The 26,804-nt window shown below is 70.1% G+C and carries 13 protein-coding genes; 11 read left to right on the forward strand and 2 right to left on the reverse strand.

The annotated features are described in order from the left end of the window. Nucleotides 1-39 precede the first annotated feature (39 nt). The 4 genes from AXF14_RS05615 (at nucleotide 40) to AXF14_RS05630 (ending at nucleotide 13,595) form a co-directional block, all read left to right on the forward strand. Nucleotides 40-9,447, forward strand: a complete 9,408-nt coding sequence (locus tag AXF14_RS05615; protein WP_067941547.1) for a DUF5979 domain-containing protein — start codon at nucleotides 40-42, stop codon at nucleotides 9,445-9,447. 74 nt (nucleotides 9,448-9,521) lie between these two features. Continuing rightward, nucleotides 9,522-11,186: a SpaH/EbpB family LPXTG-anchored major pilin gene (locus tag AXF14_RS05620; protein ID WP_067941549.1), complete on the forward strand. Its 1,665-nt coding sequence runs from the start codon at nucleotides 9,522-9,524 to the stop codon at nucleotides 11,184-11,186. 202 nt (nucleotides 11,187-11,388) lie between these two features. Continuing rightward, complete coding sequence (locus AXF14_RS05625; protein ID WP_067941551.1) at nucleotides 11,389-12,558, forward strand: class C sortase; 1,170 nt, start codon at nucleotides 11,389-11,391, stop codon at nucleotides 12,556-12,558. Next, complete coding sequence (locus tag AXF14_RS05630; RefSeq protein WP_150118431.1) at nucleotides 12,558-13,595, forward strand: phosphatase PAP2 family protein; 1,038 nt, start codon at nucleotides 12,558-12,560, stop codon at nucleotides 13,593-13,595. The genes AXF14_RS05625 and AXF14_RS05630 overlap by 1 nt, the downstream gene beginning before the upstream one ends. 556 nt (nucleotides 13,596-14,151) lie before the next feature. On the opposite strand, the gene AXF14_RS05635 is transcribed toward AXF14_RS05630, so the two are convergent. Then, nucleotides 14,152-15,810, reverse strand: a complete 1,659-nt coding sequence (locus tag AXF14_RS05635; RefSeq protein WP_084355647.1) for a sensor histidine kinase — start codon at nucleotides 15,808-15,810, stop codon at nucleotides 14,152-14,154. Nucleotides 15,811-16,158: 348 nt separating this feature from the next. Here AXF14_RS05635 and AXF14_RS05640 point away from each other — a divergent pair, with 348 nt between their 5' ends. Next, on the forward strand, nucleotides 16,159-17,142 hold the full coding sequence (locus tag AXF14_RS05640) for an IS481 family transposase (RefSeq protein WP_067939229.1): 984 nt from the start codon (nucleotides 16,159-16,161) through the stop codon (nucleotides 17,140-17,142). Nucleotides 17,143-17,180: 38 nt separating this feature from the next. On the opposite strand, the gene AXF14_RS05645 is transcribed toward AXF14_RS05640, so the two are convergent. Then, nucleotides 17,181-17,933 (reverse strand): response regulator transcription factor, encoded by a 753-nt coding sequence (locus AXF14_RS05645; protein WP_067941555.1) that lies wholly within the window; start codon nucleotides 17,931-17,933, stop codon nucleotides 17,181-17,183. A gap of 165 nt (nucleotides 17,934-18,098) precedes the next feature. Between AXF14_RS05645 and AXF14_RS05650 the strand changes: the two genes are divergently transcribed. The 6 genes from AXF14_RS05650 (at nucleotide 18,099) to AXF14_RS05675 (ending at nucleotide 26,643) form a co-directional block, all read left to right on the forward strand. Further along, nucleotides 18,099-19,355, forward strand: coding sequence for an IS256 family transposase (locus AXF14_RS05650; RefSeq protein WP_067941557.1), 1,257 nt, complete (start codon nucleotides 18,099-18,101; stop codon nucleotides 19,353-19,355). A 120-nt stretch (nucleotides 19,356-19,475) separates the two neighbouring features. Then, on the forward strand, nucleotides 19,476-20,624 hold the full coding sequence (locus tag AXF14_RS05655; RefSeq protein WP_067941559.1) for an AAA family ATPase: 1,149 nt from the start codon (nucleotides 19,476-19,478) through the stop codon (nucleotides 20,622-20,624). After that, nucleotides 20,621-21,265, forward strand: coding sequence for a DUF4276 family protein (locus AXF14_RS05660; protein ID WP_236756044.1), 645 nt, complete (start codon nucleotides 20,621-20,623; stop codon nucleotides 21,263-21,265). The genes AXF14_RS05655 and AXF14_RS05660 overlap by 4 nt, the downstream gene beginning before the upstream one ends. A gap of 160 nt (nucleotides 21,266-21,425) precedes the next feature. After that, nucleotides 21,426-24,275 (forward strand): type I DNA topoisomerase, encoded by a 2,850-nt coding sequence (gene topA / locus AXF14_RS05665; RefSeq protein ID WP_067941563.1) that lies wholly within the window; start codon nucleotides 21,426-21,428, stop codon nucleotides 24,273-24,275. Between the two features lie 236 nt (nucleotides 24,276-24,511). Then, entirely contained in the window at nucleotides 24,512-25,309 is a 798-nt protein-coding gene (gene tmk / locus AXF14_RS05670) for a dTMP kinase (protein ID WP_084355388.1), read from the forward strand. After that, entirely contained in the window at nucleotides 25,306-26,643 is a 1,338-nt protein-coding gene (locus AXF14_RS05675) for a DNA polymerase III subunit delta' (protein WP_067941565.1), read from the forward strand. Before tmk ends, AXF14_RS05675 begins: the two co-directional genes overlap by 4 nt. The last annotated feature ends 161 nt before the right edge of the window (nucleotides 26,644-26,804 follow it).

A 26,804-nucleotide genomic window follows, 5' to 3' on the forward strand; every position in this document is an offset into this window, starting at 1 on the left:
CTGGCCCCCGTGATCCCAACCCCTTCCCCCTGGAGCATCGTGGCCCCTCAGCCAACCGGCTCCCCCGCCGGAAAGCAGTCCGCCGGGACGCGCCTCGCCGCCGTCCTCGTCTCCGTCGCGCTCGTCCTCATGACGGCCGTCGGAGCCTTCGTGCTGCCCCAGACCACCCCGCCGGCACAGGCGGCAACGGAGCAGACGGCGGGCGTGACCCTGAACATCACCTCGAACCGAGGGATGATCGGTGCGAGCTACGCCAACAACGCCAAGGATGACACCACCAACCAGGACAATGACTGGGCGTGCTTCCGGTGGACCACGTACTTCGACGGCAGCAGGGCGTGCACGCAGTACCAGAAGGACACGATCCGGTACGGCCTCATTCAGGGGAAGTCCGCCTACAGCGGCTCGCCGGAGCGGTCCTCGATGACGCAGCAGTTCTGGGTCACGGGCGCGCAAAAGGCTCAGGACATGTGGTCGTACGTCGCACGCGGCGTCCCGTACAAGGGCCGCCTCGGGACCTACATCCAGGTCGACACCCAGTCCTCGATCGGGTTCCAGGCGAACAACCCCACGACCGTCCAGGCCAATGAGCCCTTCCTCATCGGCACGATGCGGCACAACAACTACCCGATCAGCACGGAGAACACCTGGCTGCACTCCTCGCTCAGCCTCGACTTCAACGGCGTGACCGAGGAGTTCCCCTTCGTCCAGGAGGAGACCAGCAACAACACCTACACGATGGTCGTCAAGAACACTGACAACCACGGAACCGCCAAGAGCGTCGACTGGTCGTACTGCGGTAGGGGACTCTCTGGCTACTACTACGAGTACACGTACACCAACGGCGTCCAGGGCTCCGCCGTGTGCTTCCAGAACGTGCCGGACGGCGGCGACTACGACCTCTACACCGACTCCAACTACTACACGTACAAGGACGGCAACGCGAACCAGACGCCGGCGTCAGATGACCAGGTGACCATCCAGAAGGTCAACTCCGAGAACATCGTCATCGTCAAGGACGGCGTCCCGTACCGTCTCAAGCTCCTCGGCTTCTACAACAACGGCACCAGCCAGAAATGCTCCGCGACCCCGACCGGCGGCGCAGGAGACACCGTCACCTACTTCCGCACCAAGGAGGGGCAGGACACCTTCGGCTGCCTCTACGGCGAGTTCGAGCAGGAGCGATACGTCACCATCACCAAGAAGACGACGGCGGACGCGAACTCGCAGAACGTCACCGTCCCCGCCTTCTCCTTCACCACGGACGCAGACTCGCAGGCGAGCTACTTCTACGACAACCACGTCACGAACGACACCTCTCTCTTCGCGGGTGCTACCAAGCAGATTGACGGCGTCCACGCCGGTTTCATCAACGACAACGCCTTCACCAACACGCTTAAACCGACCACGGCAGCCGGCTCCGGCGGTACCGACGACTACGACCTCGCCAACGGCAAGCAGACCGGGCAGGACGCCTACTACGCCTTCGGTGTCGGCTCGAGCGGCTTCAAGATCACCGAGCAGAACCCCGACACCTCGGCGAACAGGACGAAGTCCGGCTGGAAGCTGACAGACATCACCTGCGTCAACGGCAAGGGCGAGGACGTCGCGGTCAGTACCAACCTCAACGCGGGAAGCGTCGACTTCTCGAAGGTCGGGGCGGTGACCGACGCCAAGGCGGTCCCGATCCGGTGCACCTTCACCAACCGGTACGAGGCGAAGTCCACCCTGACCCTCAAGAAGGCGGTCTCCGGCGGGACCGCGGCAGCCAGCAGCTGGACGCTCACCGGCACCGGTACCGACGCCGTCACCTCGAAGACCGTCGTCTCCGGTGCCGGCAACTCGGACCAGGTGACCTCCGCCGTCGTTCCCTCCGGTGACTACAGCCTCACCGAGGCCCTCAACAACCAGAACGTCTACGGGTACGAGCTCACAGGGCTCACGTGCCGCAACGCGGCAGGGACCGTGCTCACCATGACGAACGCGGACGGTGACGCCACGAACCTCGCTGAGAAGGTCACTCTGGCGCCCGACGCCAACGTCACCTGCACCTTCACGAACACGTACAAGACTGGCCGCATCGCCGCCAGGAAGGTGCTCACGGGCAGCACCGAGGGCCTCAAGGACGACGGCCAGACCTTCGACTTCACCTACACCTGCAACTCCGGCCAGACGGGCGACATCACGGGTGTCAAGGCCGGCGGCGACGCCGTGCTCGCCAGCGCCGCGATCCCGATCGGAGCGACCTGCAGCATCACGGAGAAGGACGCGTCCATCGCGGCCTCCCGACTGGTCAACAGCTCGTACAAGTGGGCCACTCCGACCTACTCCACGCCCGTCACCGTGACGTCGGCGAACACCGCCACCGCGCCCGCGGTCCTCACCGTCACCAACACGATCACCCAGGACACCGGCGTGCTCCAGCTCGCCAAGACGGTCAAGCCCGACAACGGTGTCCAGGCCGGCTACACGGGTGGTACCACCCGCACCTTCCCCCTGACCTACACCTGCACCCTCGACGGCCAGACCGTCGCCCAGGGAACGAAGGACGTCACGGCGAACGGCCAGAGCGTCCAGGTCGAGGTCCCCGCCGGCGCGGCCTGCACCGTGACGGAGCCCAAGCAGACCGTTCAGGCCGGCGACTTCTCCGCCTCCTACTACGACTGGTCGACGACCACCTACACGGGCAATGGCACGACGGTCGGCGAGGGCGAGACCAAGTCGATCACCGTCACGAACACCTACAAGATCGTCACGGTGCCCCTCACCGTCAAGAAGACCGTCGTCGGGCCCGGTGGCACGCAGGCCTCCCCCGGGACGAGCGGCTACCTCAGCTCCGCGGCCGACTACGAGTTCACCGTCACCTACACCTGCGGTCCCGTCACCGGAACCCTCAAGGTCAAGAACGGGCAGACCGCCACGGTGCAGGTGCCGCGCCAGACCTCCTGCCTCATCTCAGAGGACACCAGCTCCCTCTCCGAGGACGCGCTCAGTGCCGACTTCGACTGGGACACGGCTCAGACGCGTTACGAGGACACCAACGGCGCGGCCCTCGCCAGCCAGTCCGTCGCCGTCGGCACCACGGGCGGCGCCGGTGTCGTCGTCAACCCGACGAAGCGCTCCTTCGGCGGCATCGCCATCGCGAAGACCGTCACCGACACCACCGGCCTCACCTCTGACGCCCGCTTCACCTACAGCGTCCAGTGCTACGCCCCCGGTGTCGACCCGCAGAACCCGGGCGGCGCGCAGACCACCTACACCAACGACGCGGTCACCATCGCCCTGGGCGAGGTGTGGCGCATGCCCGAGGACACCGTGCCCGCCGGCTCGAACTGCCTCGTCACCGAGACCTCACCGACCGCAGGGACGAGCGACGGGTTCACCGACTCCTCCTACGCCTGGACCACCACGAGCTGGAGGATCCAGTACGGGCAGGAGCACAACAACACCGGCGACACCGGTCGCTCCACGGTCATCACCGCCCACGCGAAGTCCACCACGGACAAGGACCATCCCTATCCTCGCGTCACCTTCACGAACAACTTCGAGCGCAAGTACGTCACGCTCCAGGTCTCCAAGATGATCGACCTGTCCAAGGTCGACCTCACCTCCATCGACGCGCAGACGTACACGGGCACCTTCACCTGCTACCTCGGCAGCGAGGCCATGCTCGGCACCTGGTCCCAGTCTCGCGACGGCGGGACCGGCCAGGACGGGGTCGCGACCCTGACCCTGACCACCAACGGTCAGGGCATCGACCAGACCTCCGCGGACACCCTGACCCTCTTCCGGGGATCCTGGTGCCAGGTTCAGGAGGACAGTCCGTCCGCACGCCCCTACGCCGCCGACGCCCACTACATCTGGGGCGCCCCGTCCATCAGCCCGGGAACCGTGACCTGGCCCCAGGACCAGACCGCTCAGACCGTCATCGTCACGAACCCCGTCCAGAAGACCGAGGCGAACCTCCTCATCTCCAAGGCCGTCTCCGGTGGTGAGGAGGGCTCCCAGTTCGAGACCGGGACGACCTTCGACTTCCAGTACCAGTGCTGGACCGACGCCACGAAGGCGGAGAAGGTCACGGTGAACGGGGTGACCGCCGAGGGCACACGCTCCATCACCGCCGGCACCACCGCGGAGCTGGCGGACGTCACGCTTCCCGCGGGCGCCTACTGCGAGCTCTTCGAGACGACCGGCGCCAAGCACGGCATCAAGATGGACCCCTGGATCTGGGACCCGGTGAAGTACACCAACGCGACCTCCACCGGCGAGACCCGGAGCGTCGGTCAGGGGGCGGACGCCGTGACGACGCCCGTCGTCGCCGTCACCGTGCCCGCTGACGGGTCCTCCGTCACTGTCCAGGCCAACAACCACCTGAACAACCGCCTCACCGAGGTCAAGGTCAGCAAGGTCGTCACCGATGAGACCGCCGGGCTCGCCTCGGACGTCACCTTCACCTTCAACCTCACCTGCACGCCGGAACCCGGCTCCCTCGTGGCCGGGTACAGCGGCACCGTCCAGGCGACGGTTCCGAAGGGATCGACCACCGCGACGGTGAGCACCGGCAAGCTCGTCCCGGTCGGCCAGCACTGCTCGGTCACCGAGTCGCCCGCCTCCGGGGGGCTCGTCGACGACTCCTACGCCTGGGGTACCCCCACCTACGCTGAGGTGACCCACGGCGAGGGCAAGACCCCGGCCGTGGTCACCGCGGACATCGACGGTGCCGCCGAGCTCAAGGTCACCAACCCGATCAAGCGCGTCTACGGAGCCGTCGGACTGGTGAAGTCCATCGCCGGCGAGGGCGCCGCCGCCAGCCAGGGCCGCACCGCCACCTACTCCGGAACCTTCACCTGCACCTACAACGGTGCAGCGGTCACCGCCGTCGGCACCGGCACCTGGACCGTGACCGGCCCGGGCCGTGCGACCGTCAAGGCGGAGGACGGCACGGACCTCAGCACCGGCAACTCGCTGCTCCCTCTCGGCTCGGTCTGCGCGCCGAGCGGGGAGTCCATCAACGGCGCGCCCAACACGGACGACCCCCAGTACCGCTGGGAGAACGGCGACGGTGCTCCGGCCTACGGAACCGCCACCGTGCACGCCGAGGCTCGCGCGGACATGACCGTGACGAACACGGTGGAGCAGAAGCACGTCCCGGCCGAGCTGTCGAAGACCGTCGTCGACGAGAACGGCAACGTCACCACGGACATCCTCAAGGACGCCACGCAGTCCTTCGCCATCACCGTCCAGTGCGCACCCGACCTCGCCTTCGACAACATGGTGACCGTCCACCGTGAGCTCGCGTCCGGTCAGACCTACGACCGCGACGTCCCGAGCGGCTGGTTCTGCCGCATGAGCGAGGACTCCCCGAGCGATGACTGGCTCAAGGACTCCTCCTACACCTGGAAGACCCCGACCATCACCGTCCTCAACGGCGACACCCCGCTCGCTGCCGTCGACGGGCAACCCGGCGTCTACCAGCTCACCGACGACGTCACCGACCTCAAGGTCCAGGTGACCAACTCCGTGGATCGAGTGACCGGCCCGATCTCTCTGACGAAGTCCCTGACCCCTCAGGCGCAGGGCGCCGTCAAGGACGCGACCGCCGCCTTCAACGGCAGGTACACCTGCACCTACGCCGGTGCGACGATCTCCGCCGGCACCTGGTCCGCGGCGCCGGGAGGCACCGCGACCTTCACCGAGGACGCCGTGTACCTCCTGGACAGCTGGACGCCCGCTCGCAACGGCGTCGACGCCACCGGCGGGCTGCCGCTCACGACGTCGTGCTCCTTCAACGAGACCGCGCCGACCTCCGACTCGCTCAAGAACGCCTCGTGGGCGTGGACGCCGCCCGTCCTCGACCGCGGCACCGCGGACACCCCGGTAACGATCACGAGCACCACGGGTGCGCACACCGTCACCGTCACGAACGACGTCACGCAGGTGTACTCGACGCTGAAGGTCGTCAAGGACCTCAGCGAGGACACCAACGTCGCCTCCATCGCCGACGGCTCCTCCGTCGGTGTCCAGCTCGTGTGCACCGACCCCAACGGTGGTCGTGACATTGCGCAGAGCTTCGGCCTCAACGCCCGCGGCAACACGGCCAACGCGGCCGACCCGACCCTGTCGACCGTGACCGTCGACGGCACCGTCCAGACGGTCAACGGCACCCAGGTGACCACCGTGCACGTGCCCGCTGGCGCCGCCTGCACCATCGCCGAGGACACGCTCTTCACCAAGATCGAGAAGCCGGACTCATCGCAGCTCGCCGACACCTCCTGGGCGTGGGACACGGAGACCTACACCTCGCAGCTCGGGTCCGCCGCACCAGTGACCCAGGACGGCACCTGGTCCGTCGCCACCTCCGCGGACGAGGTCCTCACCCTCACGGTCACGAACCGGACGCACCGCGTCTACGGCTCCGTGGACGTCGAGAAGATCGTGCCCGACGCGACGACGACGGACACGAACACCTACGCCGGTCGCTGGACCTGCACGGATGAGGCGGGTGCTACCTACTCCGGTGCCTGGACGCGCGTCGGCTCCGGCTCCGCCTCCCTGCAGTCGGATCAGGACTACGACGGCGACGGGGTGCGCAACAACCACGTGCCCGTGGGCTCCTCGTGCACCGTCACTGAGACGGACCGACCGGACCAGCCCAACGCCTCCGACCCCTCCTACGAGTGGATGACCGCGCTCGCCGACGTGCCCGTCGGCGCGGTGAACAACGCCGTCGACGCCACGCACTCCAAGGTCGCCACGACCGGATCGAACGCGTCCCTCACCGTGACCAACGACCAGACGCGCCACTTCGGCTCCTTCACGATCACGAAGCAGGTCGCCGGTGCTACCGACGGCGCGGACGCGGACGGCAAGTACGCCGTGAACTACACCTGCACCTCGCGCAGCGGTGAGAGTGTCAGCGGTCTCGTCTGGCTCAAGGCCGGTGCTGAGAACACGGTGACGGTCGGCGACGCGAGCGTCACCGGCGACGATCTCGTGGTCGACGACAAGCACAGCAACATCCCGCTGGGCTCGAACTGCTTCCTGTACGAGATGCCTCCGGGGTCGGCGTATGAGGGAGTCACCGCCCCGGTCAACCTGACCGATCCCTCCAGCTTCACCTGGCGCACCTCCATCGAGTACTACGCCACCAACGCATCGGGCGACGGGGACCAGGACTCCGAGGTCAGCAACAGCGGTTACAGTTTCGTCATCTCCGCCGGCGGTACGGACACCACCGTCGTCAACACGGTCGACGCGATCGCCCAGGTCGAGAAGACCTTCACCGGCACGACGCAGCACCTGGACGCTAACGGCGCCTGGGACGGGACCTGGGACGTCGCCTACACGATCAAGGTGACGAACCCGTCGACGAAGGCGGCCCTCAGCTACGGCCTCGTGGACACCCCGTCGGCCCCGGAGAAGAACACGATCAACTCGGTGACCTGGACCGGCCCGGACCGCACGTCCCACGTCGTGGGCAGCGCCGACGAACCGGTCGAGGCCGGCACGGCGATCACCATGGTGAGCAAGCTTCCTGAGGGTGCTACCAGGATCGCCGGTAAGTGGTACACGAAGGATGGTGCTGAGCTCGTCGTCAGGATCCCTGAGGGCTTCACTGACGACGACAAGGACGGCGTCTACACGAAGGACGGGGAGACCACGACCTACGCGCTCGACCCGCGGGCCCAGCTCGCGGCCAGCGCGGAGAACGCCCCCTCGGTCCACGAGTACACCGTGGTCCTCAACGTCAAGGCCGCGGAGGACGGCACCGGCGTCGCCAAGCCCTCGGACGCCGCCTGCACGGCCGAAGCGCCGGGCAGCTCGGTGGACACGATCCACAACCAGGCGGACGTGACCACGAACGAGGCCACGCGCACCTCCGAGGCCTGCGGCGACATCCCCGACTCGCCGACCTTCTCGGTGACGAAGACGAACGCCGGCTCCGACACGGTCGTGTCCAACGGGAAGGGCGCCGACGGGACGTTCTCCTACACGTCGACCTACACCGTCACGGTGACCAACACGTCGACCACGGCGTCGAAGATCTTCAACGACGTCACCGACGCCCTCACCCTGCCGACGGGCGCCACCCTCACGGCGGCGACCGTCAAGGAGGGCGACGGCTCGGCCACGAACCTCACTCCGCTCGACCCCTCGAGCTGGACGCTGGCCAAGGCCGGCTCCGGCAGCGAGCTCGCCGCGGGCACGAAGGACGCCAACGGCAACGTCACCGGTGGCGGTACCCGCACCTTCGTCGTCACCGTGACCTTCGAGGTCGACCCGGCGACGACCGGCTACGACGCCGCCGCCTACCAGTGCGCCGGCAATGCGACCGACGGCTACACCGCCGGCATCGTCAACACCGCCGCCATGGACGAGGACACGACGACGGGCGACGACACCGCCTGCCAGTCGCTCACGCCCAGGCTCAACGTCGTCAAGACGATTGCCGAGGGCGACAACGGCGGCCTCACCGGTGCCGCCACCTTTGACGTGACCTACACGATCACCGCGACGAACGACGGTGCCCTCGCCCAGTCCACGGGCGAACTCACGGACACGCCGGCCTTCGCCGCCGGCCTGACCATCAACGCGGTCAAGGTGGCCACGACGAAGGACGGGCTCGACACCGCCACTGCGGCGACCGCCGAGAACGGTGCGTACAAGCTCACCGACGGCGTCGTCGTCGACCCGGGCGCGAGCACGGTCTTCTACGTCCGCGCCAACGTCACCCTCAACACGGCCGCGACCGGCTACAGCGCCGCGAACCTCGCCTGCCAGACCGGCGGGGACGGGACGTACACGACGGGTCACGGCCTCTTCAACACGGTCGCCATGACCAACGAGGCCGCCGACGCGTCCAAGACCGACAACATCGCCTGCGGCCCCGTCGGACCGCGCACGATCACGATCTTCAAGACCGGCACGCAGCCGAACGGTCAGGCCAACGCCGACGGGTCCTACCCGCTGGCCGGTGCCACCTTCGCGATCTATGACGCGGACCCGACCGCCACGGACTTCGACGGTCGCCAGCCCGTCCAGACCCTCGCCAACCCCGACGGGACCCTCACGTCCTTCACGACGGAGACCCTCGAGCTCGGCAAGACCTACTGGCTGGTCGAGACGAAGGCCCCGACGGGGCACAACCTGCTCCCGACGCCGGTGGCCTTCACCCTCGGCAAGGACGACAGCGGTCTCACGACCATCACCCTCGTGAGCGGTCAGAACCTCGGTTCGACGTCGATCACCGTGGCGAACGCGACCGGCGGGGACAGTCCCGTCGCCGCCTCGATCTCGGTCAAGGACACGGAGACCGGCACCCTGCCTCTCTCGGGCGGGAACGGCATCGGCGTCCACGTCATCTGGGCCGCGATGCTCCTCGCCGGCTCCCTCGGGCTCGTCGCCCTCAACAAGACTTCCCGTCGTAAGGTCCGCGTCAGGGCCTGACGGTCGGGAGAAGACCCCACCCCCCCCGTCCGGCGACCGCCGGGCGGACAGCACGGAATCATCCAGGAGATCCCATGTCATCCCTCAACCTGCGTCGAGGCTCCAGCCTCCTCGCCGCGGTGGCCCTCGCCGTCGGCGGCCTCGCCGTCGTCCCCGGCGCGGCCTTCGCCGCACCCGCCCCGGCCGTCGTTGCCGCGGACGCCCAGGTCCCCTCGCTCGTCGACCTCGACACGGACGCGACCGGCTCGATCACGGTCCACAAGTACCAGAAGACTGACGCCAACGGGACCGCGGCCGGAAACGGCCAGCAGGCGACGCCGGACGGCGCCCCGGTGCAGGGCGTCGTCTACAAGATCGAGAAGCTCAACAACATCGACCTCACGACGCAGGCCGGCTGGGAGAAGCTCGCGAGCTACAGCAACAGCGTGAGCGCAGCCGTGGCGGGCCAGGGCGTTACGGCCGCCGGTACGAGCCAGACGACCGACGGTAACGGCACCGCGACCTTCTCGAACCTCGCGCTCGGCGCGTACGTCGTCACCGAGGTCTCAGCCCCTGCGGGCTACACCCTCTCCGCCCCCTTCATCGTCACGGTCCCGATGACCAACGCGACCGACACGACCAAGTGGGACTACGACCCCGACGTTTACCCCAAGAACGCCAAGACCGAGGTCAAGAAGACAGTCGATGATGCTGCGGCGCACACCGTCGGCGACAACATCAACTACACGGTCTCCGCAGACATCCCGAACCTCCCGGCCGATCAGACGCTCGGCTACTACACCATCGTCGACCAGTACGACGCGCGTATGGAGCTCACGGCGGGGTCCGTCGTCGTCAAGTACGGAGACACGACGCTCGCCGACACTGACTACACGCTCTCCGAGATCACGACCGCCTTCGACGGCGACGGCAACACCGCAACGACGAACGACTCGGTCAAGCGCGTCTCCGTCGTCCTCACCGACGCCGGTCGCAAGAAGATCCTCGACGCCCGGCGTGCCGGCACGGCCGACAAGGTGACCATGACCCTGACGACGACGATCAAGGCACCGATCGCCGGCAATGGCATCGTGCCCAACACCGCCTACGTCCTGCCCAACACCCCGTCGAACGGGTGGGACCCCGCCACCTCGACGACCCCGCCGCCGGACACCCCGCCGTCGTCGACCGTCACCTCGAAGTTCGGCAAGGTGAAGATCACCAAGACGGACCTATCGAGCAAGGCGCTCGGCGGTGCTGAGTTCCAGGTCTACCTGTGCACCATGCAGGACGACTCGGCCATCACGCTGACCGATAACTTCACCGCGGGCGACTACAAGCTCGTCGGCAGCCCGCTCACCGCGTACTCGGTGGCCGCGGACGGCACCGCCACTGCGACCGAGCAGAACACCTTCACGTCGGCGGCTGACGGCACCGTCACCATCGACGCGCTCCAGAACAACGACTGGGAGAACAACGCCACGGACACCACCCCGGACGCCTACTGCCTCGTCGAGACCAAGGCGCCGAGCGGCTTCGAGCTCCAGACCAAGCCGATCGCCTTCCAGATCACCGCGGACAACTCGACGGCCGACAACAGCTACACGATCGGCACCACCGTCAAGGACGTGCCCTCCAACGGCAGCTTCAAGCTCCCGCTCACCGGTGCCGCGGGCGTCATCGCCCTCGTCCTCGCCGGCGGGCTCCTCGTGGGAGGCTCCGTCTTCCTCGGGATGCGGAACAAGCGCCGCAACGCCTGAGCAGGTCGGCCCGGTCAGGGACCCGTGAGGGATCCTGGGCCGCACCGGTCCTGACCGAGCAGGTACTGCTCGAACGAGCACGCCGTGGGCGGCGTCGGACTCCCGACGCCGCCCACGGCGCACCCAGCACCACCACACCCGGGCCGCCCGGACGCAGCCACCACGCCCACCCACCACGGGGCCGACCACGAAGGAGACGCCGTTGAGCACGAAGGCCACCGTCCAGCCCGAGGCCACCGACGTCGTCGTCGCCCCCGGAGGCGCAGGGGGATCCGGGAAGGGCCACGGCCCCACCGACCCGCGCAACGACCCCGCTGAGCCGGGCAAGGGCGCTGCCCGCCGCCGCAGCCGCCGCGAGCAGATCCTCACGATCCTGCCCTTCATCATGGCCCTCGCCGGCGCTATCGTCCTCGGCTACCCCGTCGTCGCCACCCTCCACAACAACACCGAGCAGCAGCGCATCGCCGACCAGTACCAGGCCAAGCAGGACGCCGCCGGCCCCGACGCCCTCGCCGCCGAGCTCGTCGGCGCCGAGAAGTACAACTCCACCCTCGAGTCCATGCCGATCCTCGACCCCTGGATCGAGACCGAGCGCCCCGACAGCCCCGCCTACAAGGCCTACCTCGCCGAGCTCGACCTCGACGAGGTCATGAGCCAGATCGTCATCCCCAAGATCCACACGGACCTGCCGATCTACCACGGCACCACCCCGGACATCCTCCAGAAGGGCGTCGGGCACCTCTTCGGCACCTCCCTGCCCGTCGGCGGCGCCGGCACCCACGCCGTCCTCACCGGCCACACCGGCCTCGGTTCCGCCACCCTCTTCGACCACCTCACCGAGCTGGAGAAGGGCGACGTCTTCTACGTCAACACCGCCGGCCGCTCCATGAAGTACAAGGTGACCGACATCCGCGTCGTCCTCCCCGAGGAGACCGACTCCCTGCGCAAGGTCCCCGGCGAGGACCTCGTCACCCTCATCACCTGCACGCCCTACGGCATCAACACCCACCGCCTCCTCGTCACCGGCACCCGCGTCCCCCTCGACCCGGTCGAGGCCGAGAAGGAGCAGGCGGACGCCACGCCCGCCCCCATGCAGACCTGGATGATCTGGCTCATCTGCGCGGTCGTCCTCATCCTCGTGGTGCTCGCCGTCATCCTCCTGCGGATGCTCTGGCGCCGGATCAAGCGCAAGCGCGAGGAGGAGCGCGCAGCCGGGGCCACCGCCGCGGGCTCCGCCGCGGATGACCCGCACGCGGCAGAGGCTGACCCGCCGGCCGCGGAGCCCGACGCCCCCGACGCGCCCGCCGGAGAGGAACGCCCCACGGACTCCTCCGACTCCTCCCAGGAGCCCCCTCGTACGATTCCCGAGTGATGAGCACTCCCGCCGACGCTCCCGCACCTCACCTCGTGGCCGACGGACGCCCCCAGTGGCGCTCGCGGCTCCTCGCGGCGGTGCTCGCGGTCGTCTGCTTCGGCGGCACCGTCGTCGACTGGTACCTCCTCGTCACCACCCACACCGGGCAGGTCATGGAGCAGTCCGCCCTGGCCGGCTCGCTCATCGGCGCCCGCTTCGTCTCCGACCACGCGAGCAACCTCCTGCACGTCATCACCATGCCGGCGCTCGTGGCCCTCCTCCTCGTCATCCTCATCGGCGCGCTGTGGCGCGGATCGAGGCGCCGGGCCCTGTGGGCCGCCGCCACCGTCGTCGCCACGACCGGGTCCGTGCAGATCCTCAAGCGCTGGGTCTTCACCCGCCCCGACTACGGGCTGTCCTGGCGCTTCGACGGCGCCAACACCCTGCCCTCCGGCCACACCGCCGTCGCCGCCTCAGCGGCCGTCGCCCTCGTCCTCGTGGCCGGGGCGCGCTGGCGGGGAGCCGCCGCCTGGTTCGGTGCGATCCTCACCGCCGCCATCGGCTACTCGACGCTGGCCGCCCAGTGGCACCGGCCCGCCGACGTCCTCGCCGCGATCCTCATGGCGGTCGGCTGGGGCGCGGTCGCCGTCGTGTGCGGCGCCTGGTCCGAGGAGAAGGTCCTCGTCCACGAGGACCACCGTCTGCACTGGATCCACGACGCCGCCACCGGGGACGACGTCCTGTCGGGCGCGGCCCCCACGGAGGCCGAGGAGAGCGGCAGCCGACGCCCTCGTGCCGCGAGGCCCACGGCGGCGCCCACCACTGGCGGGCTCACGTCGGTCGGGGTCCTCGGTGGCCTCGGCGTGCTCGCAGGCGCGATCGCCGGCTTCCTCGAGCTGTGGACGTACCTGAGCGCCTCGACCCCCGGAAACCGGGTCGACGACTTCCTCGCCTACGCGGCCGGCTCGGCGGGCACGGTGGCCCTGTCCTTCATCGGGCTCGCGCTGCTCACCGCGCTGTCGCCCGACAGACGCCGCCGCTCCACGGACGGCTGAGCCGCCACGGCGGTCGGCACCATCGCGGTCGGTGCCAGGACGGGAGCGTCCGCCCTGACCGCCCCGTTGACGGACGACGGCGACCGACGGGCACCGGGCCGGGTGCGCTGAGCCGCACCGGACCCAGCCCCGGCGGACCGGGCCGTACCCGAGGGCGCACCGGCGACGACGGCCGTCACCGTCGTCCGACGCGGTGCGGGGGAGCGGTGCAGGACGAGCTCACCCGACCACCAGGCCCGCACCGTCAGCAGCGTGACCGCCGCGCACAGCCCGGCGAGCAGGAACCCGGTCGCGAGCGTCTCCCGCGACGCCGTCGGCGCGACCGCCCGGACGAGCGCCGCGCACAACGACGCCGTCGTGAGGCAGCCCAGCGCCCCGAGCCCCTGCCCCCGGTGGTCGTGGGCGGCGGGGCGGTGCAGGGCGCGTCGTGTCATGCCCCTATCGAAGGACGGCGGGCTGTGGCGACGAAGGGCCGCCTCTGTGCCGTACCTGTGGCACGTCGCGACGGGCGCCTCCGCGCGAGGACGCCGCTCGCGGTGGCGCTCAGCGACCTCGCTCAGTCCAGGGCCGCCGCGGGCAGGCTGACGGTGAAGGTCGTGCCGTGCTCGCCCGGTGCGCCGTCGCCCTCGCGGACGGAGTCAACGGTGAGCGTCCCGCCGTGCGATCGGACGATCGCCAGCGCGATGCTCATGCCGAGGCCGGTCGAGCCGGTGCGGCGCTCACGCGAGGAGTCGCCGCGGGCGAAGCGCTCGAAGAGCCGGTCGCGCACGGCCGGGTCGATGCCGGGGCCGTCGTCGGCGATGCGGATGACGAGCCGGTCGCCGTCGGCGCCCTGCTCGCGGCTGAGCGTCGTCGTCACGTGCGTGCCGGTGGGCGTGTGGACGCGGGCGTTGGCGAGGAGGTTGACGACCACCTGCCGCAGCCGGGCCTCGTCGCCGATGACGAGCGGCGGCTCGGGCTCGACGTCCTCGTCGCCGTCCGCGGTGCCGTCGTCCGTCGCCGCCCCGTCCTCGAGGACGGCCAGGTCGAGGTCCCACTCCTGCTCGGGCCCGGCGGCCCGCGCGTCGGAGACGGTGTCCAGGAGGAGGCCGACGAGGTCGACCTCCTCGTGGTGCAGCTCGCGCCCGGCGTCCAGGCGTGCGAGGAGCAGCAGGTCCTCGACGAGGGCCGTCATGCGCAGCGACTCGGAGTGGACGCGCTCGAGGGCGTGCGTCGCCTCCTCGGGCAGCTGGGCGTCGGCGCCCTCGCGCTGGATGAGCTCGGTGTAGCCGCGGATCGAGGCGAGCGGCGTGCGCAGCTCGTGCGAGGCGTCGGCGACGAACTGGCGCACCTGCGTCTCGGAGCGCTGGCGGGCCGACAGGGCCTCCTCGACGTGCCCGAGGAGCGTGTTGAGGGCGCCGCCCACCTGCCCGACCTCCTGCGAGGAGGCGAGGTCCTCGTCCTCGACGCGCTCCTCGATGCTCACCTCGCCGCGGGCGAGGGGCTGGGAGGCGACGCGCTCGGCGGTCGCGGCGACGCGCTCCAGCGGCGCGAGGGAGGAGCGGACGATGAGGCGCCCGGCCACCGCTGCCAGGAGCGCACCGACGACGGCGATGGCCGCCTCGATGATGAGCTGCTTGCGCACGAGGGCGTTGTCGTCGGCCAGCGACAGCCCCGTGACGACGACGTCGCCGGTCGTCGAGTCCTTCGTGACGAGGACCCGGTAGTCGCCGAGCGAGTCGATCGCGACGGTGACCGGCTCGCCGGAGGGCTCGAGGGAGAGCAGCGCCTCGCACTCGGCCGTCGACAGGCTCCGGTACTGACCGGAGTCGTCGATGTAGCCGGCAGTGACCGTCGAGGTGCCGTCCGAGGAGTCGCCGGGGGCGATGAGCGTGAGCGTGCCCGTGGACTGGCCGGCGGCGTCGAGGCCCGCCGGGACGCCCGGGTCGTCCTTGTCGCCGTCGCCCGGGGCGACGGCCCCCGGCGGCGGGGTCTGTGAGGTGCCCGACGGCGTCTGCTGGGCGCCGGAGGGCGGCTGCTGGTCGCCCGCCGCCGGGGAGGGGCCGGCGGAGGGGATCGAGGTGGCGGCCGAGGTCGGCTTGGTGGCGTCGGTGGCGTCGGCGTCCTTCTGGATGCCGGCACGGCGGGTGGCGGCGCGGTCCGAGGCGGCGCTCAGCTGCGTGTCGAGCCGGTCCATGAGCGTGTGGCGCAGCGTGAGCGTCGAGAAGGCGCCCATGAGCACGCAGACGACGAGGACGAGGCCGAGCACGCCGGCGACGAGGCGGGTGCGCAGGCTGCGCGGGTGGCGCGCGGCGCCCGGCTGCTCGGCGGCGTGCTGCGCCGTCGTCGGCGTCTGCTGGGCCTCGGTGGAGGACACGGTGGCGGGACCGGAGGGCGCGGCTGCGCCGTCGGCCCGGCCGGGCTCGGGGGAGGGGGTGGTGGGCACGGATCGACCCTAGTTGTACTGATCGGGGAGGTTGGTTGAAGGACTGCGATCGGCTTGTATGAGGTGAGGAGAGCACCGGGTGCTGGCAGGGTGGGGCTTGCGACAGTCTCACCGAGCAGTACGAGAGGTGCTCTCCTCATGTCCCACGCTAACGCAGCCCTGACCCCACGCGCCCGGCAGCGGGTGGCCCGCCTTGTCGTTGAGGAGGGCTACCCCATCAGCGAGGTCGCCGCCCGATTCCAATGCTCATGGCCCACCGTCAAACGCTGGGTGGACCGCTACCGCGCCGGGGAGGCGATGACCGACCGCTCCAGCCGCCCCCACTCCAGCCCCAACCGCACCCCCACCACCGTGGTACGCCGGGTGGTCAGCCTGCGCAGCCGCCTGCGGGAGGGCCCCGTCCAGCTCGCCGCCCGCACCGGCATCGCACCCTCGACGGTGCACCGCATCCTCAACACGGCCAGGCTGAACCGCCTCTCCTACCTCGACCGCGCCACCGGGCAGGTCGTACGCCGCTACGAGCACGAGAGCCCCGGTTCCCTGGTCCACGTCGACGTCAAGAAGGTCGGCAACATCCCCGACGGCGGTGGCTGGAGGTACGTGGGACGCACCCAGGGTGACCACAACCGCCAGACCACCGACGGCGCCAGGCGCAGGCACGGTCAGCCTCGTCTGGGGTGGGCCTACGTCCACTCCGTGCTCGATGACCACTCGCGCGTGGTCTACTCCGAGGTCCACGACGACGAGAAGGCTGCCACCGCTGTCGGTGTCCTGCAGCGGGCGGTGGCGTGGTTCGCCGCCCGCGGGGTGGTCGTTCAGCGGGTGCTGTCCGACAATGGGGCCGCCTACAGGTCACGGGCCTGGACCCAGGCCTGCGAGCGCCTGGGGGTCAAGGCCCGCTACACCAGGCCCTACCGGCCTCAGACCAACGGGAAGATCGAGCGGTACCACAGGACCCTGGCTGATGGGTGGGCCTACTCCCGCCACTACGCCAGTGAGGCCGAGCGCCGCGCCGCACTGCCGGCATGGACCCACTTCTACAATCACCACCGCCCCCACACCGCCACCGGCGCCCTCCCACCGATCACGAGGTTGACCAACCTCCCCGATCAGTACACCTAGTGGCCGGTGCTGTGCGGGCCGCGGTCCGGCGGCGTCCCTCAGCGGGACGCCGGCGCGCTCGCGGCCCCCTCGGTGGGCTTGAGGACGTAGCCGACGCCGCGCATCGTGTGGATCATCGGCTCGCGGCCCTTGTCGATCTTGCGGCGCAGGTAGGAGATGTAGAGCTCGACGATGTTCGCCTGCCCGCCGAAGTCGTAGTTCCACACGCGGTCGAGGATCTGCGGCTTAGACAGGACGCGGCGCGGGTTGCGCATGAGGTAGCGGAGCAGCTCGAACTCGGTGGCGGTCAGGTGGATCTCGTCCTGGCCGCGCCAGACCTCGTGGGAGTCCTCGTCCATCCGCAGGTCGCCGACCTCGAGGACGTTGGACTCCTGCTCCTGGTTCGCGCCGGAGCGGTGCAGGAGGGCGCGCAGGCGGGCGACGACCTCCTCCAGGGAGAAGGGCTTGGTGACGTAGTCGTCGCCGCCGGCGGTGAGGCCCGCGACGCGGTCCTCGACGGCGTCCTTGGCCGTGAGGAAGAGGATCGGGACGCCGGGCTGGTGGCCGTGGATCCGGCGCATGACCTCGAGGCCGTCGAAGTCCGGCAGCATGATGTCGAGGACGACGACGTCGGGCTCGATCTCCTTGGCGGCCTGCACGGCCTTGATGCCGGTGCCGGCGGTCGTCACCTCCCAGCCCTCGTAGCGCAGGGCGGAGGCGAGCAGGTCGGCGAGCATCTGCTCGTCGTCGACGACGAGGACCCGCACGGGGGAGCCGTCCGGGCGGGTGAGGGTCTCGTTGGAAGCGGTCATGGGAAGGAGTGAACACGAGTTGCCTGTGGCGATCCTGTGAACTGCGGGTGCGTCCCTTAGCGTGGTGGCAATTCCCGCGGGGTCCACGGCGTCGACGGTCTTGTCGTCGGGTGGGCATCGTGGGACCCAGATTCTCGACCAGGATTCACTAGGAGTGCTCCCACGATGCCCGCCACCAAGTCTGCCGTGTCCACGCTGATCCAGGAAGTGCTGGCCGATCCCGACCTGGCTCACGATGACGTCTTCCGCCGTCTGCTGGGCGCGGGACTGCAGGACCTCATTGACGCCGAGGCTGAGGCGGTCATCGGCGCCTCGCGCTACGAGCGCACCCCCGAGCGAGTCACCCGCCGCAACGGGAAGCGCTCCAAGACGGTTGCGACCACCGCCGGACAGGTGGACCTGGCCATCCCCAAGCTCCGCCAGGGCTCCTTCTTCCCCAGTCTGCTCAACCCCCGCAAGAGGATCGACAAGGCCCTGTACGCCGTGGTCGCCACCGCCTGGGTCGAGGGGGTCTCCACCCGCAAGGTCGACGACCTGGTCAAGGCCCTGGGATGCGAGTCGGGGATCTCCAAGTCGTCGGTGTCGCGGATCTGCACCGACATCGACGAGGCTGTCGGCGCGTTCCTGAACCGACCCCTGGACCACACGTGGTTCCCGTACCTGTTCGTGGACGCCACCTACCTGGACGTGAGAGTCGGGCATCGGGTCGTCTCCCAGGCCGTCGTGGTCGCCACCGGCGTCTCAGCCGCGGGGCGCCGCGAGATCCTGGGCATGGCGGTGGGTGACAGCGAGTCCACCGACTTCTGGACCAGCTTCCTGCGGTCCTTGCGCGAGCGCGGCCTGAAGGCCCCCTCGCCCTCCGACCCCACCGGGGTGGTCATGGTCACCAGCGACGCCCACGCCGGCATCCGCGCCGCCGTCAAGGCGATCCTGCCCGGAGCGGCCTGGCAGCGCTGCCGCGTCCACTTCGCCCGCAACATCACCTCCCACCTGGGGTCGGTGCGCTCCAAGCCCGTCAATGCCCTGATCTCCACCGTGTTCGCCCAGACCACCCCCGAGGCCGTGCGCGCCACCTACCACCAGGTCATCGACTCCCTGCGCGCCTCCTTCCCCGACGTCGCCGACATGCTCACCGACGCCGAGGCCGACCTGACCGCCTTCTCGGTCCTGCCCAGGGAGCACTGGGTCAAGGTGTGGTCCAACAACCCCATCGAGCGCCTCAACCGCGAGATCAAGCGCCGCGCCGACGTCGTCCAGGTCTTCCCCAACCCAGACTGCGTCACCCGCCTTATCGGCGCCGTCCTGCTCGACCAGCACGAGGAATGGCAGTACGGCGAACGCCGCTACCTGTCCGAGACCTCCATGCAACGACTCACCCACACCCTCACCAACGACACCCAACCCCTGCCCCTGACGGCCTGAAAGAACACCACAACAAGGGACTTGACCTGAACTGCCTTGTGAGCTGCGCCGACGGCGTCGCGTCGGGAACGACGGCGGCTCTCGGACACGCACCTCGAAGGTGCTCGGTATGCTCCTGGTATGAATCCAGGGCTCGGCACGCTGACCGTCGAAGGCCTGGGGTCGGTCCGTGGGCTCACGCTCGACCTTACGACAGGCGTCACCGTCCTCATTGGTGCCAACGGGGCGGGCAAGTCCAACCTGGTGAGTGCCTTCGAACTTGTGTCCCGTATCTGGGACGACTCCTTCCAGGATTATCTCTTCCAGCGCGGTGGGGTGAGCAACGTACTCTTCGAGGGGCCCGAGGGGCCCGCCACCGAGATGAGGATCCGGCTGCTCGCCGATGAGGACGCCGAGGGCAACCGTAGCGGCTACGACGTCCGGCTCAAGGAGAACCCTGCAGACGCAATGGGTGAAGTGGTGCTCCTGGAGCGCCTCCTCTTCCAGGCGCCCGGGTATCCGAAGCCCTACGACGAAAGTCTTGGGATCTGGGCTGTAACAAGTCGAGCACGGCGGATCGCCTCCGGTGACGCCAAGGGGAGACGGGCGAACTTCGTAGCGCACGTCCGCCCGCTGCTGGAGGGTTGTCGTGTCTTCCACTTCGACGACGTTTCGGACAACGCTCCCGTCAAGGGGTGGTCGACGGTGGGTGACGATGTCGAGCTCCGTGCAGACGCTGAGAATATTGCCGCCTACCTCTACAAGGTACGTGAGGATTATCCACGCCACTACCAACGGATCGTCAGCGCCGTACGAGCGGTGACGCCCTTCTTCGACGACTTCGTCCTGGAACCGGGCAGGAACGAGAGGATTCGGCTCCGATGGCGCCAGACGGGACTTGACCGCACCTTCCTCGCCCGCGAGGCCAGTGACGGGACGCTCCGGTTCATCTGTCTGGCGACGCTCCTGCTCGGCCCGGACCGCCCCGCGACCGTGGTGCTTGACGAGCCTGAGCTGGGCCTCCACCCGGCGGCCATCGACATGCTTGTCGAGATGGTGAGGACGGCTGCCGAGCGAGGGCACAAGGTCATTCTCGCCACGCAGTCCGTCCCTCTCGTCTCCCACTTCAGCGTGGAGGAGATCGCTGTCCTCGAGCGCGATGACGGCGCTACGGTGGTCACCAGACCCGACGCCGAACGTCTGTCCGCCTTCCTCGACGACTACTCCACCGGAAACCTCTGGGAGATGAACCTCCTGGGAGGTCGGCCCGTGCCGGAGACCGCCGCATGAGCCGCATGAACGGCCCGCGCGAGGTGCTCGTCTTGGTCGAGGGACCGACTGAGGAGGCGATGATCAAGCGTGTTCTCGCACCGGCAGCGTTCAACGAGGGTCTCATCCTCATTCCCTCCCCGGTCATCACCTCGAAGACCGCGCAGGGGACTCACCGTGGCGGAGGAGCCTGGAAGCACTACGACGAGCGTCTCAAGGACATGTTCAAGGCGACCCACTTCACGAAGATCGCCCTACTGATCGACTACTACAAGTACCCGTCCAATGCGCCCGGCGCCTCGGGCGACCCCGACGAGTGCGAGAGAGCGCTCGTCGAGGACTACCCAGACCATCGCTTTCGCCCGCACGTCGTCATGCACGAGATCGAGGCGCTCGTCCTCGCCGCGATCGCGGCCGGTTACGGTGACGAGCGTTTCGATAAGGTTCGCCTGCGTCACCTGCGGCAGGTCATCGAGCGTGCGGGCGGGCCTGAGAAGGTCAATAACGGTGAGGCGACGGCACCGTCGAAGAGGCTCAAGATCCTCGATCCCGCTTACGGGAAGATCGCCGTCGGACCTGAGCTTGTCGCGGAAGCGGGTCTGGGCGCGGTCCTTGAGCAGTGCCCCCGGTTCGCGACGTGGTGGGAGGAGCTGCTGTCCTGAGGTGCGCCGACGGATCAATCCCTCTGAGCGACTGACGGGAGCCTGAGCCGGGCACGGATCGGGTCGATTGACGTCCGTGCGTGTCGGCGCCGTGGGTTACAGTCGGCCCGTCGCCGCGCTCCCGCGGTCTCACGCCGTCTCCGCGAGGAAGAAGGTCCCCGTGTCCAAGAAGCTCGTCATCGTCGAGTCCCCGAACAAGGTCCGCTCCATCGCGGGCTACCTCGGGTCGGACTTCGACGTCGAGGCCTCCGTCGGGCACATCCGCGACCTCGCCCAGCCCTCCGAGCTGCCCGCCGCGGAGAAGAAGGGCCCCTACGGCAAGTTCGCCGTGGACACCGAGGACGGGTTCAAGCCGTACTACGTCGTCAACGCGGACAAGAGGAAGACGGTCACCCAGCTCAAGAAGGCCCTCAAGGAGGCCGACGAGCTCTACCTCGCCACCGACGACGACCGCGAGGGCGAGGCCATCGCCTGGCACCTGCGCGAGGTCCTCAAGCCCAAGGTCCCCGTCAAGCGCATGACCTTCACGGAGATCACCAAGGAGGCCGTCACCCGCGCGCTGGACAACACGCGCGACCTCGACCTCGACCTCGTCGACGCCCAGGAGACCCGTCGTATCCTCGACCGCCTCGTCGGCTACGAGGTCAGCCCCGTCCTGTGGCGCAAGGTCCGCGCCGGCCTGTCCGCCGGCCGCGTCCAGTCCGTCGCCACCCGCCTCGTCGTCGAGCGCGAGCGGGAGCGCATGGCCTTCAAGGCCGCCGGCTACTGGGGCGTCGAGGCCGAGCTCTCCACCACGCTGTCCAAGGTCGACGCCGTCGCCGCTCAGTCCAACGCCTTCACCGCCCGCCTCGCCACCCTCGACGGGCGCCGCGTCGCCACCGGCCGCGACTTCACCGACGCCGGCGAGCTACGCCCCGCCGCCGTCAAGGCCGGCACCGTGCACCTCCACGAGGGCGCCGCCAAGGCCGTCGCCGACGCCGTCCTGCGCGGGGCGCCGCGCGTGGCTGCCGTCGACGAGAAGCCCTACAAGCGCCGCCCCGCCGCCCCCTTCACCACCTCCACGCTCCAGCAGGAGGCCTCCCGCAAGCTGCGGATGAACCCCCGGGAGACCATGCGCGTCGCGCAGGGCCTCTACGAGAACGGCTTCATCACGTACATGCGAACGGACTCCACGGTCCTGTCCTCGCAGGCCGTGGGTGCCGCCCGCTCGCAGGTGGCCGAGCTCTACGGCGCCGAGTACGTCCCCGCCAAGCCCCGCGTCTACGCCACCAAGACCAAGGGCGCCCAGGAGGCCCACGAGGCGATACGCCCCGCGGGGGACCACTTCCGCACCCCCGCCCAGGTCTCCGGGCAGCTCTCCGGCGCGCAGTTCCGCCTCTACGAGCTCATCTGGAAGCGCACCGTCGCCTCCCAGATGGCCGACGCCGTCGGCTCCACGGCCACGGTGCACGTCGACGTCCCGCTCGCCCCGGCCGACGGCGGCTCGCGCGACTCCGGCCTCACCTTCGGCACGGCCGGCTTCACCGCCTCCGGCACCGTCATCACCTTCCGCGGCTTCCTCGCCGCCTACGAGGAGGGCCGCGACGCCGAGCGCTACGAGGACGCGAAGTCCTCCAAGGGGGACAAGGACGTGCGCCTGCCCTCCATGATCGAGGGCCAGGAGCTCGCCGCCCTGGGATCGGAGGCTTCCGGCCACGAGACCACCCCGCCGCCCCGCTACACGGAGGCCTCGCTCGTCAAGGCCCTCGAGGAGCGCGAGATCGGCCGCCCCTCGACCTACGCGGCCACCATGTCCACGATCTCGGACCGCGGGTACGTCGAGCACCGCGGCCAGGCCCTCGTGCCCACGTGGCTCGCCTTCGCGGTGACCCGCCTGCTCGAGGAGAACTTCGCCGAGCTCGTCGACTACGACTTCACCGCGTCTATGGAGCGCGACCTCGACCGCATCGCCGCCGGCGAGGAGGACCGCGTCGCCTGGCTCACCCGCTTCTACGGGGGTGAGGGCGACGCCGCCGGCGCCACCCCCATCCCGACGGACGACTCCGGCGAGAACCGCGGCCTCAAGGCCATGGTCGAGAACCTCGGCGAGATCGACGCCCGCGCCGTCAACTCCATCGAGATCGGCGAGGGCATCACCCTGCGCGTGGGCCGCTACGGGCCCTACCTCGAGTCCGAGGACGGCAAGCGCGCCAACGTCCCCGCCGACGTCGCCCCCGACGAGCTCACCGTCGCCAAGGCCAAGGAGCTCTTCGAGCGCGCTGCCGACGACGGCCGTGAGCTCGGCACCGACCCGTCCACCGGCCACACCATCATCGCCAAGGACGGCCGCTACGGCCCCTACGTCACCGAGGTCCTCCCCGAGCCCGAGGAGGAGAAGGACGCCGAGGCGGCGGCCGCCGACGGCGAGGACGGCGAGAAGCCGAAGAAGAAGCCCGCGCGCAAGAAGGCCGTCAAGGGCCCGAAGCCGCGCACGGCCTCCCTCTTCAAGTCGATGAGCCTGTCCACCGTCACCCTCGAGCAGGCCCTCGACCTGCTCAGCCTGCCCCGCGTCGTCGGGCAGGACGACGAGGGCGTCGACATCACCGCCCAGAACGGCCGCTACGGGCCGTACCTCAAGAAGGGCACCGACTCGCGCTCCCTGGAGAGCGAGGACCAGCTCTTCACGGTGACCCTCGAGCAGGCCAACGAGATCTTCGCCCAGCCCAAGCGCCGCCGCGGCCAGGCCGCCCCCAAGGCGCCGCTGCGCGAGCTCGGCACGGACCCGACCTCGGGGCGCCCCGTCGTCATCAAGGACGGGCGCTTCGGCCCGTACTTCACGGACGGGGAGACGAACGTGACCCTGCGCCGCGACGACGACCCGGCCACCGTCACCCCGGAGCGCGCCTACGAGCTCCTCGCCGAGAAGCGCGCCAAGGGCCCGGCCAAGAAGCGCACCACGCGGAAGACGACGGCCAGGAAGACGACGACGCGCAAGACGACGGCCAAGAAGTCGACCACGAAGAAGTCCTGAACCGCGCGCCCCATCTCCGCGAGATCGGGACATCCTGATCGTGACTTCGGCCGATCGGCGCGCTGAGTTCGGTCGCCCCGCCACAGCCCCGGCCGCAGCGGGGCGACCTGCGTCCCAGGGACCGTGCTCGAGTCGGGCCGGCGCGCGTGCGCCGGTTCGACCGGGGTGGTCCTCACCCCAGTCGCACGCCGTATGGCGCTCCCATTCGCGTCGCACCGCCCCGCTACCCTGACGACGTGACTCCGACGCCCCCCGCCCCGGTTCCCGCCCAGGTCGACGACGCGCCCCGCCCGGGCCTGTTCATCACCTTCGAGGGCGGCGACGGCGTCGGCAAGTCCACCCAGATCGACCGCCTCGCCACCCTCCTCGTGGCCGCGCACCTCGACTACGTGCGCACCCGCGAGCCCGGCGGCACCGAGCTCGGCACGGAGATCCGTCGGCTCCTGCTCGACGGCGGCCACGTCGACCCGCGCGCCGAGGCCCTCCTCTACGCCGCGGACCGCGCCCACCACGTCACCACGAAGGTCCGCCCCGCCCTCGAGGCGGGCAGCGTCGTCATCTCGGACCGCTACCTCGACTCCTCCGTCGCCTACCAGGGCGCCGCGCGGGATCTCGGCCCCGGCGAGGTCCGCGACCTCTCCCTGTGGGCCACCGACGGGCTCCTCCCGGACCTCACGATCCTCCTCGACGCCGAGCCCGGCCTCGCCGAGCGCCGTCGGGCCTCCCGCGGGGAGAAGGACCGGCTCGAACGCGAGCCCGACGCCTTCCACCAGGCGCTGCGCGAGGAGTTCCTCGCGCTCGCGGCCCTCGAGCCGGAGCGCTTCGTCGTCATCGACGCCGAGCAGGACCTCGAGACCGTCGCCCGCCTCGTCGCCGTCAACGTCGCCCGCCTCGTCGCCCGCCGGGGCGGCGGCCTGCGCGGCGAGGACACGGCCGGAGACGGCACGGCCGAGGCCGCCCCGCCCGCCGCCGCGGTCCGCGAGGCCGTCCTGCGCCGCTACCCTGACCTCCACGCCTCGGAGCTCGACGGATGACCGTTTGGGACGACCTCGTCGGCCAGGAGCAGGTCGTCGAGACCTTCCGCGCCGCCGCCCGCTCCGCGCGCGCCCTCGCCGAGGCCCGCGAGTGCGGCCCGCGCGCGACGGCCCCCGCCGTCGCGCCGTCGACGGAGGTCGAGGACCTCCCGCCCGGCGTCGACGAGCCCCCCACGGGCACCGCGACCGCGGACGCCGCCGGCGACCCGCTCGGCGCGGAGGAGGCCGTGGCCGCGTCCGCCGGAGTCGCATCCGAGGACGGCTCCGCGATGACCCACGCCTGGCTCGTCACCGGCCCGCCCGGCTCCGGCCGCTCCAACGCCGCCCGCGCCTTCGCCGCCGCCCTCGAGTGCACCGGCCCCGTGCCCGGCTGCGGGGAGTGCAAGGCCTGCCGCGACGTCATGAGCGGCACCCACCCCGACGTCGTCCGCCTCGCCACCGAGCGCCTCATCATCACCATGGACGAGGTCAAGGAGCTCATCGGGGAGGCCCAGCGCCGCCCGTGGACCGGCCGCTGGCGCGTCATCCTCATCGAGGACGCGGACCGCATGGCCGAGCGCACCACCAACGTCCTCCTCAAGTCCATCGAGGAGCCCCCGCCGCAGACCGTCTGGATCCTGTGCACCCCCAGCGCCGACGACGTCCTGCCGACCATCCGCTCGCGCTGCCGCCTCGTCACCCTGCGCATCCCGCCCGCCGACGCCGTCGCCGAGCTCCTCGTGCGCCGCGACGGCGCCGAGCCCGAGCTCGCGGCCCGCGCCGCCCGCGCCAGCCAGTCCCACATCGGGCTCGCCCGCCACCTCGCCACGGACCCCGGGGCCTGGGAGCGCCGTCGTCGGCTCCTTCTCGCCCCCGTGTCCCTGCGGAGCGTGGGCGACGCCGTCCTCGCCGCCGCCGAGCTCGTCGACAAGGCGGAGGCCGAGGCCAAGGACGCCACCACCGAGCGCGACGCCCGGGAGAGGGCCGAGCTCATGCGGGCGCTCGGCATGGAGGGTGAGGCGAAGGTGCCGCCCGCTCTGCGCGCCCAGGTCCGCCAGCTCGAGGAGGACCAGAAGCGCCGCGCCAAGCGCGCCCGCACCGACGTCCTCGACCGCGCCATGATCGACCTGCTGTCCTTCTACCGGGACGTGCTCGCCACCCAGATGGGCTCCGACGTCGACCGCGTCAACATCGACCTCGACGAGGCCGTCGACCAGGTCGCCCGCAGCACCCGGCCGGACCAGTCGCTCGCGCGCATCGCCGCCATCGAGGAGTGCCGCGCCCGCCTGCGCTCCAACGCGGCGCCCCTGCTCGCCGTCGAGTCCCTCATGGTCCAGCTCCGCCCGCAGGCCTGATCCTCCAGCTGCAGATCCGATCATCCGCACCGGGGTCGACCTGCAATGCACTCCTCGACCGTCTGTTTTCCTGAAATCAGACGGGCGACCGGTGCACTGGCGGTCGACCGCGGCGAGGCGCGCTCGCACCGCGTCGCCCCGGGCAGCGTCTCCGACCACGG

This window comes from Actinomyces radicidentis, assembly GCF_001553565.1.
GTDB lineage: Bacteria > Actinomycetota > Actinomycetes > Actinomycetales > Actinomycetaceae > Actinomyces > Actinomyces radicidentis.